The following is a 12,406-nucleotide window of genomic DNA, read 5'->3' on the forward strand; positions in this document are numbered from 1 at the left end:
TTCCTCAGGAATCCGCCCGGGCCCGGCCCGTTCGCGGGCTCAGCGCGGTGCGGCGGCGCGGCGCTGCTTCAGGTAGCCGGCCAGCGAGAGCAGCCCGACCAGCACGCCGGCCGCGTACAGCTGCCGGCGGTTGCCCTCGGTGGTGGTCATCAGCGCGAGGATGCCGAGCACCGCGAGCAGCGCGGCCCAGGTCAGGTAGGGGAAGCCCCACATCCGGACGGTGAGCAGCTCCGGGGCCTCCCGCTCCAGCCGGCGGCGCATCCGCAGCTGGACGACGCAGATGAAGAACCAGACCACCAGGATGGCCACGCCGGTGGTGTTCATCAGCCAGGTGAAGACGGTGTCCGGCCAGAGCACGCCGGCCAGTACGGCGGCGAAGCCGAACCCGCAGGAGGCGGCCACGGCGAGCCGCGGCACCCCGCCGCTGACCTTCGCCAGCGCGCGCGGGCCCTGCCCGCGGGCGACCAGTGAGTACGCCATCCGCGAGGAGCCGTAGATGTTGGCGTTCATCGCGGAGAGCAGCGCGATCAGCACCACGGCCTCCATGATGGTGCCCGCGCCGGGCACCCCGAGGTGCTGGAGCACCGTCACGTAGGGGCCGTCCGCGACGATCGCCGGGTCCTTCCAGGAGACCAGCGTGACGACCAGGGCCATCGAGCCGATGTAGAAGACGGCGATCCGCCAGACCGCGGTGCGCACCGCGTTGGCCACGTTGCGCCTCGGGTCCTCGGACTCGGCGGCGGCGATGGTGACGGTCTCCAGGCCGCCGTAGGCGAACACCGAGGCGAGCAGGCCGACGATCAGCCCGCTGGTGCCGTTCGGCAGGAAGCCGTCCTGGCCGGTCAGGTTGGTGGTGCCCGGGGCGCCGTCGCCGAGCACGCCGGTGACGCCGAGGGTGCCGAGGACGAGGAAGGCGACGATCGCGCTCACCTTGACGGCGGCGAACCAGAACTCGAACTCGCCGAAGTTCTTCACGGCCGTCAGGTTGCTGGCACAGAAGAACACCATGAAGACGCCGACCCAGACCCAGGCCGAGACCCCGGGGATCCAGCCGTTCATGATCTTTCCGGCGGCGGTGGCCTCGGCCGCGACGCCGCAGCAGAGCATCACCCAGTACATCCAGCCGGTGGTGACCCCGGCCCACGGGCCCAGTTCGCTCTCGGCGTGCACCGAGAAGGAGCCGGAGGCCGGCCGCGCCGCCGACATCTCGCCGAGCATCCGCATGATCAGCATGACCAGCAGTCCGGACGCGGCGAAGGCGAGGATGATGGCCGGCCCCGCCGCCGCGATGCCCGCGCCCGAGCCGACGAAGAGGCCGGCGCCGATGACGCCGCCGAGCGCGATCATCGAGAGGTGGCGCTGCTTGAGGCCGTGCGAGAGCTGCTGCCCGTCGGCGGGCGAGGGGTGGGCCGGCGTCTGCTCGGCGACGGGCGGTGCGGGGAGGTGGGCCATGAGGGTGGTCCAGACTGTTCGGACAGCGGGGTAAGTCGTCCAATATCCGGTGACAGCCCTGGGCATGCCAAGAAAGCCGGGCCGGGGCTCACGATCCGGACCGGATCATGACACGTGGTGTCCGCGGCCGGACCGTGTGCGACCCCCTGCTCGAACCGCCCGGCCGGTACGGTTCCGACAACGGCTGCCACCTGGCCTTTGTCGGAATCCCTGACGGTTCCGCAGCTCCGGAGCGCGTAGGTTCACAAGGGTTAACCCAAGCCTTCCAGCGCGCGGAGATCCCTCGATGGCCACTGCCAGTACCCCGATACCGTCCGGCACCGTCCTTGCCGACCTGCTGCCCGCGGCCTCCGGCCGCCTCGCCGCCCAGACGCGCGACCTCGTCCTGGTGGCCGGCGGCGCCGCCCTCACCGGCCTCGCCGCCCAGCTGTCGGTGAACGTTCCCGGCTCGCCCGTCCCCGTCACCGGCCAGACCTTCGCCGCCCTGCTCGTCGGCACCGCGCTCGGCACCCGCCGCGGCATCGCCTCGCTCGGGCTCTACCTGCTCGCCGGCATGGCCGGCCTGCCGTGGTTCGCCCAGGGCACCTCCGGCTGGGCGATGCCCTCGCTCGGCTACGTCATCGGCTTCGTCCTCGCCGCGGGCCTGGTCGGCGCGCTCGCCCGGCGCGGGGCCGACCGCAGCCCGCTGCGCACCGCCGGCGCGATGGTCGCCGGCACCCTCGCGATCTACGCGGTCGGCGTCCCGTACCTGGCCGCCTCGCTGAACGTCTCCCTCGGCCGCGCCGCCGAACTCGGGCTCTACCCGTACCTGGTGGGCGACGGGCTCAAGGCCGTGCTGGCGATGGGCGCCCTCCCGCTCGCCTGGAAGCTCCTCGGCAGGCGCGGCAACTAGCCTCGCCGAGCCCCTGCCGGAGCCCGGTGCACGCGCATGCCACACTCATACGCATGCGCGTGTACCTGGGTTCCGACCATGCCGGATTCGACCTCAAGAACCACCTCGTCCAGTGGCTGAAGGAGGCCGGCCACGAGCCGGTCGACTGCGGGCCGCTCATCTACGACGCCGAGGACGACTACCCGCCGTTCTGCCTGCGCGCCGCCGAGCGCACCGCCGCCGACCCCGAGGGGCTGGGCATCGTGATCGGTGGATCGGGCAACGGCGAGGCGATCGCCGCCAACAAGGTGAAGGGCGTTCGCGCCGCGCTGGCCTGGAGCGAGCAGACCGCGTCGCTCGGCCGCGAGCACAACAACGCCAACGTGATCAGCATCGGCGGCCGGATGCACACCGAGGAGGAGGCCGTCAGGTTCGTCGAGGTGTTCCTCAGCACCCCGTACAGCGACGCCGAGCGGCACACCCGCCGGATCGAGATGCTCAGCGACTACGAGACCACGGGCGAGCTGCCCCCCGTCCCGGCCCACCACCCGCAGGGCTGAGCCCCCTTCACCACCTCGATCACCTCCCACCGCCCCGCACCGCCGAGACGCGGACGACCGGCCGGCCGCTCGTACAGCGGCCGGCCGCGAACGTTCGGGCGTGCGTGCGGGTTTGTGGCGTGCGCCACAGTGGCAGAGGTCTGCTGGGGCGCGCGGCTCCGTGCGCGCGCGGCCCGGCGCCGCCGTGCTCCTGCTCCGTACACCCACCCGTCCAAGCCTGTTGGGGCAGCGGCCGGCAGGGCCCGTACTCGGCCGAAACCCGTTGGGGCGGACCCGGGTCACCACGCGGAGCCGGTGCACCCCGTCGACGGCGGCCGGTGCCGGTGGATATGGTCGGACCCCATGGCTGGCAGACCTCCGGGCGCACCGCCCCAGACGACTGCGACGAGGCCCGACGCCGCCCAGGTGGCCAAGGACCCCGTCGGGGCCCGGCTGCGCAAATGGCAGCGCAGGCTCCGCCGCAAACTCCGCACCGCCGGCGTCGACTACTTCCGCGGCGGCCCCGCCGACTGGCCCGTGCTGACCGTGCTGGCCCTGCTCGTCCCGGTCCTGATCCTGCTGAACATCTGGATCCCGTCCTGGGCCCCGCCCACCGCCCTCGTCCTGCCGATCCTCGCCGCCGCGCTGCTGCTGCGCCCCGGCAGCCTGGTCGTGCTGTACGCGCTCGCCGCCTTCGGCCTCTCCGCCGAGTCGGTGATCCACACCGGCCAGCGGGTCGCCAGCGAGAACCCGGACGCCTACACCTACGGCGTCACCCCCGGCGCGGCCCTCGTCATCGGCGCCGCCGGGGTGGCGGGCCTGATGCTGGCGCAGTTCCGCAGCCGGGTCGGCGTGCCCTGGTGGGGCGGCTCCACGATGCTCTTCGACCTGCGGGAGCGGCTGCGGGTGCAGAGCAGGGTGCCCGAGCTGCCGGCCGGCTGGCACGCCGACATGGCCCTGCGCCCCGCGGGCGGCCAGTCCTTCTCCGGCGACTTCGTGGTCGCCTCCCGGACGGGCTCCGCGCAGCGCGTCCTGGAGGTGGTGCTGGCGGACGTGTCCGGCAAGGGCATGGACGCGGGCTCCCGCGCCCTGCTGCTCTCCGGTGCCTTCGGCGGCCTGCTCGGCTCGCTGCCCGCGCACGAGTTCCTGCCCGCCGCCAACGGTTACCTGCTGCGGCAGTCCTGGGAGGAGGGCTTCGCCACCGCCGTCCACCTGGTGCTCGACCTGGACACGGGGGAGTACGAGCTGCTCTCGGCCGGCCACCTGCCGGGGATGCAGCGGCTCTCCGGTGCGGGCCGGTGGGAGGTCAAGGAGGCCACCGAGGGCCCGCTGCTCGGGATCTACGACGGTGCGAAGTTCGAGGCGGTCCGGGGGCGGCTGAACCGCGGTGACGTGCTGATGCTGTGCACCGACGGCATGGTGGAGGCGCCCGGCCGGGACCTCTCCGAGGGCATGGACCGGCTGATGGGGGAGGCGGACCGGCTGGTGCCGGGGGCCGGCCCCGCGAGCTACCACGGTGCGGCGGCCCGGCTGATCGAGACGGTCGCCAAGGACATCAACGACGACCGCGCGGTGCTGCTGCTCTGGCGCGACTGACCGGGGCATGTGCCGCTGTCAACCCCGGCCGGCCCGGGGAGCTGATCTTCGGCCATTCCTGGCGCGCGCCCGAGGGCGCTCAACTGCCTTCGCGCGCCCCCTCCGTACGTGTGCGTACCCCTTTCGCCCCCGCCCGGTGGGCCCGGTGGCCCCGAGCCCGGGGCCGTGGCGGCAGCGCCCCGCCGACGAACCGTCAGGACGGTTCGGCTATCGTCTCGGTCGGCGGAAATTCGTCTCACATCGCAGGATCTCGGGCGCCTGCTTCCGGTAACACCTTTACGCAACCCGCACGGTCGACCACACTGAGTCCGGGCGGGACAGGTCGTGACTCGGGGACTGGGGGGATCGGGGGCGTCAGGTGCGGTGCGGTACGCACCGTACGGCCGCACAGAACACCGGCTGCGATGCGATCGGCCGACTTCCGCCTCGGGACCGTCGGACAGGCCGGGGTCCGGCTTCGCAGGAGCTTCGGGCCGAAGCTCCGCAATGAAACGAGGAAGTGAGTCCGGGTGGCACTCTCCGTCTCCGCGCTGGTCCTGTTCGGCGTCATCTGCATCATCTTCATCCGCAACAAGCAGTTGAAGATCGGTCACGCGATCCTGGCCGCGCTCTTCGGCTTCATGCTCAACCAGAGCACAGCCGCCAAACCGATCCAGGACTTCCTGAGCCAGCTGGCGAAGACCATCTCCGGCGTGGCCAGCTGACCGACCGGCAGGCCCCGGCGGGCGGGACGGGCCCGGACAGGGTTACTGGCCGGCGCGCCGGGCCTGCCGCCAGCGTCCGAACAACCCGCCCGGACGCACCCGCCCGGTCCCGGTTCCGGCCGCGACCGCCGGTGCCGCCGAGCGGCCCGGCGCCCCTGCGGGCTGCCCGCCCTCGGCCGTCAGCAGGATGAACAGACGGGCCCAGCAGAGCCGTTCGCCGCGTGGCCAGTCCAGCGCGCGCAGGGCCGCCGAGGCGGGCCCGGAAACCTCGCCGTTGACCCGCACCTCGGCCACGTCGTCGCCGGCCTTGCCGCCCAGGAACAGCTTGACGCCGTTGACCTGCGGGCCGGTCAGCTCCGGCAGCAGCGCGGCGGCCAGTACGGGCAGCAGCTGGTGCTCGGCCAGCCAGTGGGCGAGCAGCTCGTTGCCGAAGCCGAAGACCGCCGCCGGGCCCTGCACGGCGTGCCAGCCGGGCAGCTCGCCGGGCCGGTAGTGGTCGCCGCGCTCGCCGCGGCCCTCCTGCAGTTCGACCAGGGTCGCCGCGGTGGTGGTCGCCCACATCTTCACGGCGTTGGCGAGCTTCTCCTCCTCGGTCTGGCCGAGACCCGCCGCGCAGTCCCAGACCACCGGTGCGTCCGCCCGCCCGAGATGCAGGACGAAGCCGAGGTCCACGTGCCCGGCACCCTCCTGCCCGGGGTGCTCGCGGACGGCCACGGCGGTCGTGCCCGGCCCCCGCACCACGCTGCCGTCGGCGGTGAACTCCTGGCCGAACCGTGCCATCTCCCGGATCACGCTGCGCTGTATGACGTCCAGTCGCTCCTGGGGACGCACGGAACACTCCTCACCCTCGAAGCCGAACGCCCGGGTCGATGTCGAACGCACGGAACGGCCTCGAACTGACACCGGACCCCAGCGAGGCTATCGGCCCGCACGCCCGCCGGGAAACCGCCGCGACCGGGCCGCCGCCGGGCGGCCCCGGCCGTGCGGTCCCCTCCCCGCAGTCCCCTCCGCTGGCGAAATGCACCTGTATATACCATTTTGGAAGGCAAGAACGTCCCCTTGGCCCGCGCAGGAGTGACCGCCATGCCCCGCACCGCCCTGACGCCCCCTCCGCTCCTCCTGACCCCGGACGGCTCGGGCCTCGCGGACGAGATCGAGGCCTACCTCGCCTCCCTCCCCGAACCCGTCCGGCGGGCGGCCGCCCCCCACGTCCCCCTGCACGGCAGCACGGTGCAGCTCTGGAACGCCGGCCACCCCGAGCCCCGGCTCACCCTGCTGGACCGCCTCGTCCGCCGCCCGGCCCGCCCGGTCCCCGTCACCGCCGCCGGCCACCTGCGGCTGACCTCGCGCTACATCGGCGCCTTCGGCTGGCTCCAGGGCGCGATGTGGGACGAACAGGGCCGGGTCTGCCTGCTCGGCGCCCAGGCCGCCGTCCTCGCCCACGGCTACGGCACCCCGGCCACCGTCACCACCGCCCGCGTCCAGGTGATGGAGATCCTCCACGCGACCGGCCGCCCCGCCAGCTCCCCGGACGACTACAACGACCGCCCCACCACCCGCCAGGGTGACATCCACCAGCTCCTCGACCGCGCCGCCGCCCGGGCGACCGCCCTCGGCCTCTGACCCCGGACAGCGGGGCACGGCGGGAACGACAGAGGCCCAGGTCAGGGAGTGAATCCCTGACCTGGGCCTCTGTCAGTGGAGCGGGCGACGAGAATCGAACTCGCGTGACTAGTTTGGAAGACTAGGGCTCTACCATTGAGCTACGCCCGCATGCGCCGGTGTCGATGACGCACCCCGCGGCCGTTGCCGGTCACGAGGACGGCTCCACAGTACCTGGTCCGGTCGGCTGCGCGCACACTTCTTCTGCCGCGGCGGGCCTCGGATATGTCGGCCGGCCGTGGGGGCCCGGCGTGTACGCTTCCTCTCGGCACCACGGGGTGTGGCGCAGTTTGGTAGCGCGTCCGCTTTGGGAGCGGAAGGCCGTCGGTTCGAATCCGGTCACCCCGACAGTGCGGCAGGGTCTCGTCAACGGCGGGGCCCTGTTGGCGTTGCTCCCCGTGTGGCCCTGGTCCCGTCGGTCGTCCGCGCCGGGCCCCCGAGGTACGCCCGTGGCGAACCTGGGGGAATGTCGGAGGATGCCTTCCGGTGCCGGCCGGACCGGCCGGGGCGGGGGCGCGCGGTGCGTCCGCCGGGCGCGATTTCGCTGCGGCGGCGACGATCCGGCGCTGTTCGCGGCCCCGGGGGAGGGTGCGGCGCAGGTCGTCGCGGCGGCCGTCCGGGACTCTTCGCGACGGCTCCGGGCGGGCTCCGGCACCGCCGCTCTGGCGTCCGCCTTTCGTGGTACCGGTAGGATGGGCCGCTGGCGGTAGTGCCTGTGGCGTACACGCAGGTCAGCCGCCCGAGGGCGAGGAGTCACTCTCACCGTCCACCCCCCTACGGGAGATGCAGCTCCAACCGCCCATCGCCCGTCTCGCCCGACCTGACCGGCCCATGCCGGCCGCCGGGAACGGCGGAGACAACCTGACCGCAAGCCCAATAGGAGACCCAACCGTGAAGAGCGCCGTCGAGACTCTGAACCCGACCCGGGTTCGACTCACCGTCGAGGTGCCCTTCGAGGAGCTCAAGCCCAGCCTCGACGCGGCGTACAAGAAGATCAACCAGCAGGTCTCGGTCCCGGGCTTCCGCAAGGGCAAGATCCCGAACCGTGTCATCGACCAGCGCTTCGGCCGTGCCGCCGTGCTGGAGGAGGCCGTCAACGACGCGCTGCCGCGTTTCTACACGCAGGCCGTCGAAGAGGGCGGGATCGACGTTCTCGGCCAGCCCGACATCAGCGACCTCGAGGGTGTCGAGAAGATCGCCGACGGCGGTGACCTCAAGTTCACCGCCGAGGTCGACGTCCGTCCCGAGATCACCCTTCCCGACTTCTCCGAGATCTCGGTGACCGTCGACCCGATCGTCGTGTCCGACGAGGACATCGACAAGTCCCTGGAGCAGCTGCGCGAGCGCTTCTCCTCGGTCAAGGACGTCGAGCGCGCCGCGGCCGCCGGCGACATCGTGGTCGTCGACCTGGAGGCCAAGGTCGACGGCGAGGTGCCGGACGACGGCATCGCGTCGGGCGTGAGCTACGAGATCGGCTCCGGCCGGCTCATCGACGGCATCGACGACGCGGTCGTCGGCCTGGTCGCCGGTGGCACCGCCACCTTCAGCACCGAGCTCAAGGGCGGCACCCAGGCGGGCAAGACCTCCGAGGTCACCGTCACCGTGACCGCCGTCCAGGAGAAGGAGCTGCCGGAGCTGGACGACGAGTTCGCCCAGCTGGCGAGCGAGTTCGACACCCTGGACGAGCTGCGTGAGGACTCCCGCAAGCGCCTCGAGCGCATGAAGGAGTTCGACCAGGCCACCCAGGCCCAGGAGAAGGTCCTCGACGAGCTGCTGTCGCAGGTCGAGATGGACTACCCGGAGAAGCTCCTCAAGGACGAGATCGAGACCCGTCGCCACAACCTCGAGCACCACCAGCTCGAGCCGATGGGCCTGGACCTCACGACCTACCTCGCCACCCAGGACAAGACCCTCGAGGACTTCCTGGCGGAGACCGAGGAGCAGGCCAAGAAGGGCATCAAGACCCAGTTCGTGCTGGACCAGATCGTGGCCAACGAAGAGCTGGGTGTTAACCAGGAGGAGCTCACCGAGCACCTCATCCGCCGCGCCGCCGGCTCGGGTCTGACCCCGGACCAGTTCGCGCAGCAGGTCGTCCAGGGTGGCCAGGTGCCGCTGCTGGTCGGCGAGGTCGCCCGTGGCAAGGCGCTGGCGACGGTCGTCGAGGCCGCCAAGGTCGTCGACACCGACGGCAACGAGATCAACTTCGACGACGACGAGGCCGACGAGCAGGGCGAGAACGCCCCCGCCGCCGAGGCCGTCGAGGCCGCTCCGGCCGCCGAGGAAGAGACCGCCACCGAGGCCTGACAGTCCCGGTAGGCAACCTGCTGCAGCAGTGGGCCCGGACGTCCGTACAGCGGCGTCCGGGCCCACTGTCGTCGGTGCACCGGTCCCTTCGCGGGCCCGGCCGACCCTGCGCTCAGAGCGAACAGTTCTGCGTGGGGGATTCTGCGGCCCGGCCTGCGCGTTAGGGTCCTTGGACAGCGACATTCACGCAGTGATATCTCAAGCTGTGCGACAAAGTGACGGCCGTTGAGCGACCGTCCAAATCGACTGAGCAGGTGGCTAAGTGACGTTCCCGCAGATGCAGATGCCTGGCCTGATGGCGCCGCACGCCGCCGCTGGTGACGTGCTCGGCGGCCTGGGCGACCAGGTCTACAACCGGCTGCTGAACGAGCGGATCATCTTCCTCGGCCAGCAGGTCGACGACGACATCGCCAACAAGATCACCGCGCAGCTGCTGCTCCTGGCGGCTGACCCGGACAAGGACATCTACCTCTACATCAACTCCCCCGGCGGCTCGATCACGGCCGGCATGGCGATCTACGACACCATGCAGTACATCAAGAACGACGTGGTCACCATCGCGATGGGCATGGCCGCGTCGATGGGCCAGTTCCTGCTGACGGCCGGCGCGAAGGGCAAGCGCTTCTCGCTGCCGAACGCCAACATCCTGATGCACCAGCCCTCCGCCGGCCTCGGCGGCTCCGCCACGGACATCCGGATCCAGGCCGAGCAGCTGCTCCGCACCAAGAAGCGGATGTCCGAGCTGATCGCGCACCACAGCGGCCAGTCGTTCGAGCGTGTGACCGCGGACTCCGACCGCGACCGCTGGTTCACCCCGGAGCAGGCCCTCGAGTACGGCCTCATCGACTCGATCATGCACAGTGCCGCGGATGTCCCCGGCGGCGGCGGCACCGGCGCCTGAGCGCCCCCACCGCACCCACACACGTCGGCACGCACGTATTCGGAGGACGGAACTCCTATGGCCAGCAACTTCCCTTTCGGCCCCCACACGCCCAGTGGCGAGTACTACGGCGGCCGTTCCGAGTCCACTGCCCCGCGGGCAGAGGGCCGCTACATCGTCCCGCGGTTCGTCGAGCGCACCTCGCAGGGCGTCCGTGAGTACGACCCGTACGCCAAGCTGTTCGAGGAGCGCATCATCTTCCTCGGCTCGCAGGTGGACGACGTCTCGGCGAACGACATCATGGCGCAGCTGCTCTGCCTGGAGTCGATGGACCCGGACCGCGAGATCCAGATGTACATCAACTCGCCCGGCGGCTCCTTCACGGCGCTCACCGCGATCTACGACACCATGCAGTACGTGAAGCCGGACATCACCACCGTCTGCATGGGCCAGGCGGCCTCGGCGGCGGCCGTGCTGCTGGCGGCCGGCACCCCCGGCAAGCGGATGGCACTGCCGAACGCCCGGATCCTGATCCACCAGCCGTACACCGAGACCGGCCGCGGCCAGGTGTCGGACCTGGAGATCCAGGCCCGGGAGATCTTCCGGATGCGCGAGCAGCTGGAGCAGATGCTCTCCAAGCACTCCAACCGCCCGGTCGACCAGGTCCGCGACGACATCGAGCGCGACAAGATCCTGACGGCCGAGGAGGCCCTGGAGTACGGGCTGATCGACCAGATCATCTCCACCCGCAAGACCTCGCTGACCGACTGAGGTCGCCGGCGGTCCGGGGCGGGGCGCACTCCCGAGTGACGGGAACACCGTGCGTCCCGCCCCGGCGCACTCCGGCCGCGGCCGGTTCGCCCCACCACGTTCCACGCCTCCTGGACGGCATCTGTTCGGTATCAATTCGCCCAGGGCGTAGGGCATACCTGCCGAAGACGGCGGAATCACCGGCCCGGCAGAGTACCGTCGGATAGCGAGACCGAGCGCCGACGGCGCTGCCGGTCCACAGCACCAGGCCCCGGAACCCCCGCGGGGCCCCTGGCGAAGGGGAAGCACCTCGTGGCACGCATCGGAGACGGTGGCGACCTGCTCAAGTGCTCGTTCTGCGGCAAGTCGCAGAAGCAGGTGAAGAAGCTCATCGCCGGGCCAGGCGTGTACATCTGCGACGAGTGCATCGACCTCTGCAACGAGATCATCGAGGAGGAGCTCGCAGAGACCTCCGAGGTGCGTTTCGAGGAGCTCCCGAAGCCTCGCGAGATCTACGAGTTCCTCGACCAGTACGTGGTCGGACAGGACACCGCCAAGAAGTCGCTGTCGGTGGCCGTGTACAACCACTACAAGCGGGTCCAGGCCGGCGAGGCCGGTCGCAGCGGCGGCAGCGGCCGCGAGGACGCCATCGAGCTGGCGAAGTCCAACATCCTGCTGCTGGGCCCGACCGGCTCCGGCAAGACGCTGCTCGCCCAGACGCTGGCCCGGATGCTCAACGTGCCGTTCGCGATCGCGGACGCCACGGCGCTCACCGAGGCCGGGTACGTCGGCGAGGACGTCGAGAACATCCTGCTCAAGCTGATCCAGGCGGCGGACTACGACGTCAAGAAGGCCGAGACCGGGATCATCTACATCGACGAGATCGACAAGGTCGCCCGCAAGAGCGAGAACCCGTCGATCACCCGCGACGTCTCCGGCGAGGGTGTCCAGCAGGCGCTGCTGAAGATCCTGGAGGGGACGACCGCCTCGGTGCCCCCGCAGGGCGGCCGCAAGCACCCGCACCAGGAGTTCATCCAGATCGACACGACGAACGTGCTGTTCATCGTGGGCGGCGCGTTCGCCGGCCTGGAGCGGATCGTCGAGGGCCGGGCGGGCGCCAAGGGCATCGGCTTCGGTGCCAACATCCGCTCCAAGCGGGAGAGCGACTCCAGCGACCACTTCCGCCAGGTGATGCCGGAGGACCTGGTGAAGTTCGGGATGATCCCCGAGTTCATCGGCCGCCTGCCGGTGATCACCAGCGTGCACAACCTCGACCGCGAGGCGCTGCTGCAGATCCTGACGGAGCCGAAGAACGCGCTGGTCAAGCAGTACCGCAAGCTCTTCGAACTCGACGGTGTGGAGCTGGAGTTCTCCCGCGACGCGCTGGAGGCGATCGCCGACCAGGCGATCCTGCGCGGCACCGGTGCCCGCGGCCTGCGGGCCATCATGGAGGAGGTGCTGATGTCCGTGATGTACGAGGTGCCCTCGCGTCAGGACGTCGCCCGCGTGGTGGTCACCGGGGACGTGGTCTCCAAGCACGCCATCCCGACGCTCGTCCCGCGCGACATGATCAAGCGGGAGCGGCGGGACAAGAGCGCCTGACGAGCCCGGACGCCGAGGGGCCCCGCACACCGTACGGTGTGCGGGG

At 71.1% G+C, this 12,406-nt stretch carries 11 protein-coding genes and 2 tRNA genes; 10 read left to right on the forward strand and 3 right to left on the reverse strand.

Translation table 11 applies throughout. The features are described 5' to 3' along the window. Positions 1-39: 39 nt before the first annotated feature. Entirely contained in the window at positions 40-1,452 is a 1,413-nt protein-coding gene (locus tag ACFUK0_RS37105; RefSeq protein ID WP_380257903.1) for an amino acid permease, read from the reverse strand. A gap of 286 nt (positions 1,453-1,738) precedes the next feature. On the opposite strand from ACFUK0_RS37105, the gene ACFUK0_RS37110 reads away from it, so the two are divergent. The 4 genes from ACFUK0_RS37110 (at position 1,739) to ACFUK0_RS37125 (ending at position 5,162) form a co-directional block, all read left to right on the forward strand. Then, entirely contained in the window at positions 1,739-2,344 is a 606-nt protein-coding gene (locus ACFUK0_RS37110; protein WP_380257905.1) for a biotin transporter BioY, read from the forward strand. 53 nt (positions 2,345-2,397) lie between these two features. After that, positions 2,398-2,883 carry a ribose-5-phosphate isomerase gene (locus ACFUK0_RS37115; protein ID WP_380257907.1) on the forward strand — a complete coding sequence of 162 codons (486 nt, stop codon included), beginning with the start codon at positions 2,398-2,400 and terminating at the stop codon, positions 2,881-2,883. Between the two features lie 432 nt (positions 2,884-3,315). Further along, positions 3,316-4,458, forward strand: a complete 1,143-nt coding sequence (locus ACFUK0_RS37120; RefSeq protein WP_380257919.1) for a PP2C family protein-serine/threonine phosphatase — start codon at positions 3,316-3,318, stop codon at positions 4,456-4,458. A 509-nt stretch (positions 4,459-4,967) separates the two neighbouring features. Beyond that, positions 4,968-5,162 (forward strand): hypothetical protein, encoded by a 195-nt coding sequence (locus tag ACFUK0_RS37125; protein WP_073927841.1) that lies wholly within the window; start codon positions 4,968-4,970, stop codon positions 5,160-5,162. 42 nt (positions 5,163-5,204) lie between these two features. On the opposite strand, the gene ACFUK0_RS37130 is transcribed toward ACFUK0_RS37125, so the two are convergent. Then, positions 5,205-5,993: a DUF6348 family protein gene (locus ACFUK0_RS37130; RefSeq protein WP_380257909.1), complete on the reverse strand. Its 789-nt coding sequence runs from the start codon at positions 5,991-5,993 to the stop codon at positions 5,205-5,207. A gap of 252 nt (positions 5,994-6,245) precedes the next feature. Between ACFUK0_RS37130 and ACFUK0_RS37135 the strand changes: the two genes are divergently transcribed. Next, positions 6,246-6,785, forward strand: a complete 540-nt coding sequence (locus tag ACFUK0_RS37135; RefSeq protein ID WP_380257911.1) for a hypothetical protein — start codon at positions 6,246-6,248, stop codon at positions 6,783-6,785. 76 nt (positions 6,786-6,861) lie between these two features. On the opposite strand, the gene ACFUK0_RS37140 is transcribed toward ACFUK0_RS37135, so the two are convergent. Then, positions 6,862-6,935 (reverse strand) — tRNA-Gly (locus ACFUK0_RS37140). A gap of 163 nt (positions 6,936-7,098) precedes the next feature. Here ACFUK0_RS37140 and ACFUK0_RS37145 point away from each other — a divergent pair. From ACFUK0_RS37145 to clpX, 5 genes are all read left to right on the forward strand, one after another. Next, positions 7,099-7,172, forward strand: a tRNA-Pro gene (locus ACFUK0_RS37145). 543 nt (positions 7,173-7,715) lie between these two features. Further along, on the forward strand, positions 7,716-9,128 hold the full coding sequence (gene tig / locus ACFUK0_RS37150; protein WP_380257913.1) for a trigger factor: 1,413 nt from the start codon (positions 7,716-7,718) through the stop codon (positions 9,126-9,128). Positions 9,129-9,411: 283 nt separating this feature from the next. Next, positions 9,412-10,029 (forward strand): ATP-dependent Clp protease proteolytic subunit, encoded by a 618-nt coding sequence (locus ACFUK0_RS37155; RefSeq protein WP_380257921.1) that lies wholly within the window; start codon positions 9,412-9,414, stop codon positions 10,027-10,029. A 57-nt stretch (positions 10,030-10,086) separates the two neighbouring features. Further along, positions 10,087-10,779 (forward strand): ATP-dependent Clp protease proteolytic subunit, encoded by a 693-nt coding sequence (locus tag ACFUK0_RS37160; protein ID WP_380257915.1) that lies wholly within the window; start codon positions 10,087-10,089, stop codon positions 10,777-10,779. A 291-nt stretch (positions 10,780-11,070) separates the two neighbouring features. Further along, positions 11,071-12,360, forward strand: a complete 1,290-nt coding sequence (gene clpX, locus ACFUK0_RS37165) for an ATP-dependent Clp protease ATP-binding subunit ClpX (protein ID WP_380257917.1) — start codon at positions 11,071-11,073, stop codon at positions 12,358-12,360. The last annotated feature ends 46 nt before the right edge of the window (positions 12,361-12,406 follow it).

The organism is Kitasatospora sp. NPDC057223, assembly GCF_042669755.1.
Taxonomy (GTDB): domain Bacteria; phylum Actinomycetota; class Actinomycetes; order Streptomycetales; family Streptomycetaceae; genus Kitasatospora.

Bases quoted from the DNA above. Each gene is read 5' to 3' on its own strand.
- ACFUK0_RS37105 (WP_380257903.1), bottom strand. From the start codon at position 1,452: ATGGCCCACCTCCCCGCACCGCCCGTCGCCGAGCAGACGCCGGCCCAC.
- ACFUK0_RS37110 (WP_380257905.1), top strand. From the start codon at position 1,739: ATGGCCACTGCCAGTACCCCGATACCGTCCGGCACCGTCCTTGCCGAC.
- ACFUK0_RS37115 (WP_380257907.1), top strand. From the start codon at position 2,398: ATGCGCGTGTACCTGGGTTCCGACCATGCCGGATTCGACCTCAAGAAC.
- ACFUK0_RS37135 (WP_380257911.1), top strand. From the start codon at position 6,246: ATGCCCCGCACCGCCCTGACGCCCCCTCCGCTCCTCCTGACCCCGGAC.
- ACFUK0_RS37155 (WP_380257921.1), top strand. From the start codon at position 9,412: ATGCCTGGCCTGATGGCGCCGCACGCCGCCGCTGGTGACGTGCTCGGC.
- ACFUK0_RS37160 (WP_380257915.1), top strand. From the start codon at position 10,087: ATGGCCAGCAACTTCCCTTTCGGCCCCCACACGCCCAGTGGCGAGTAC.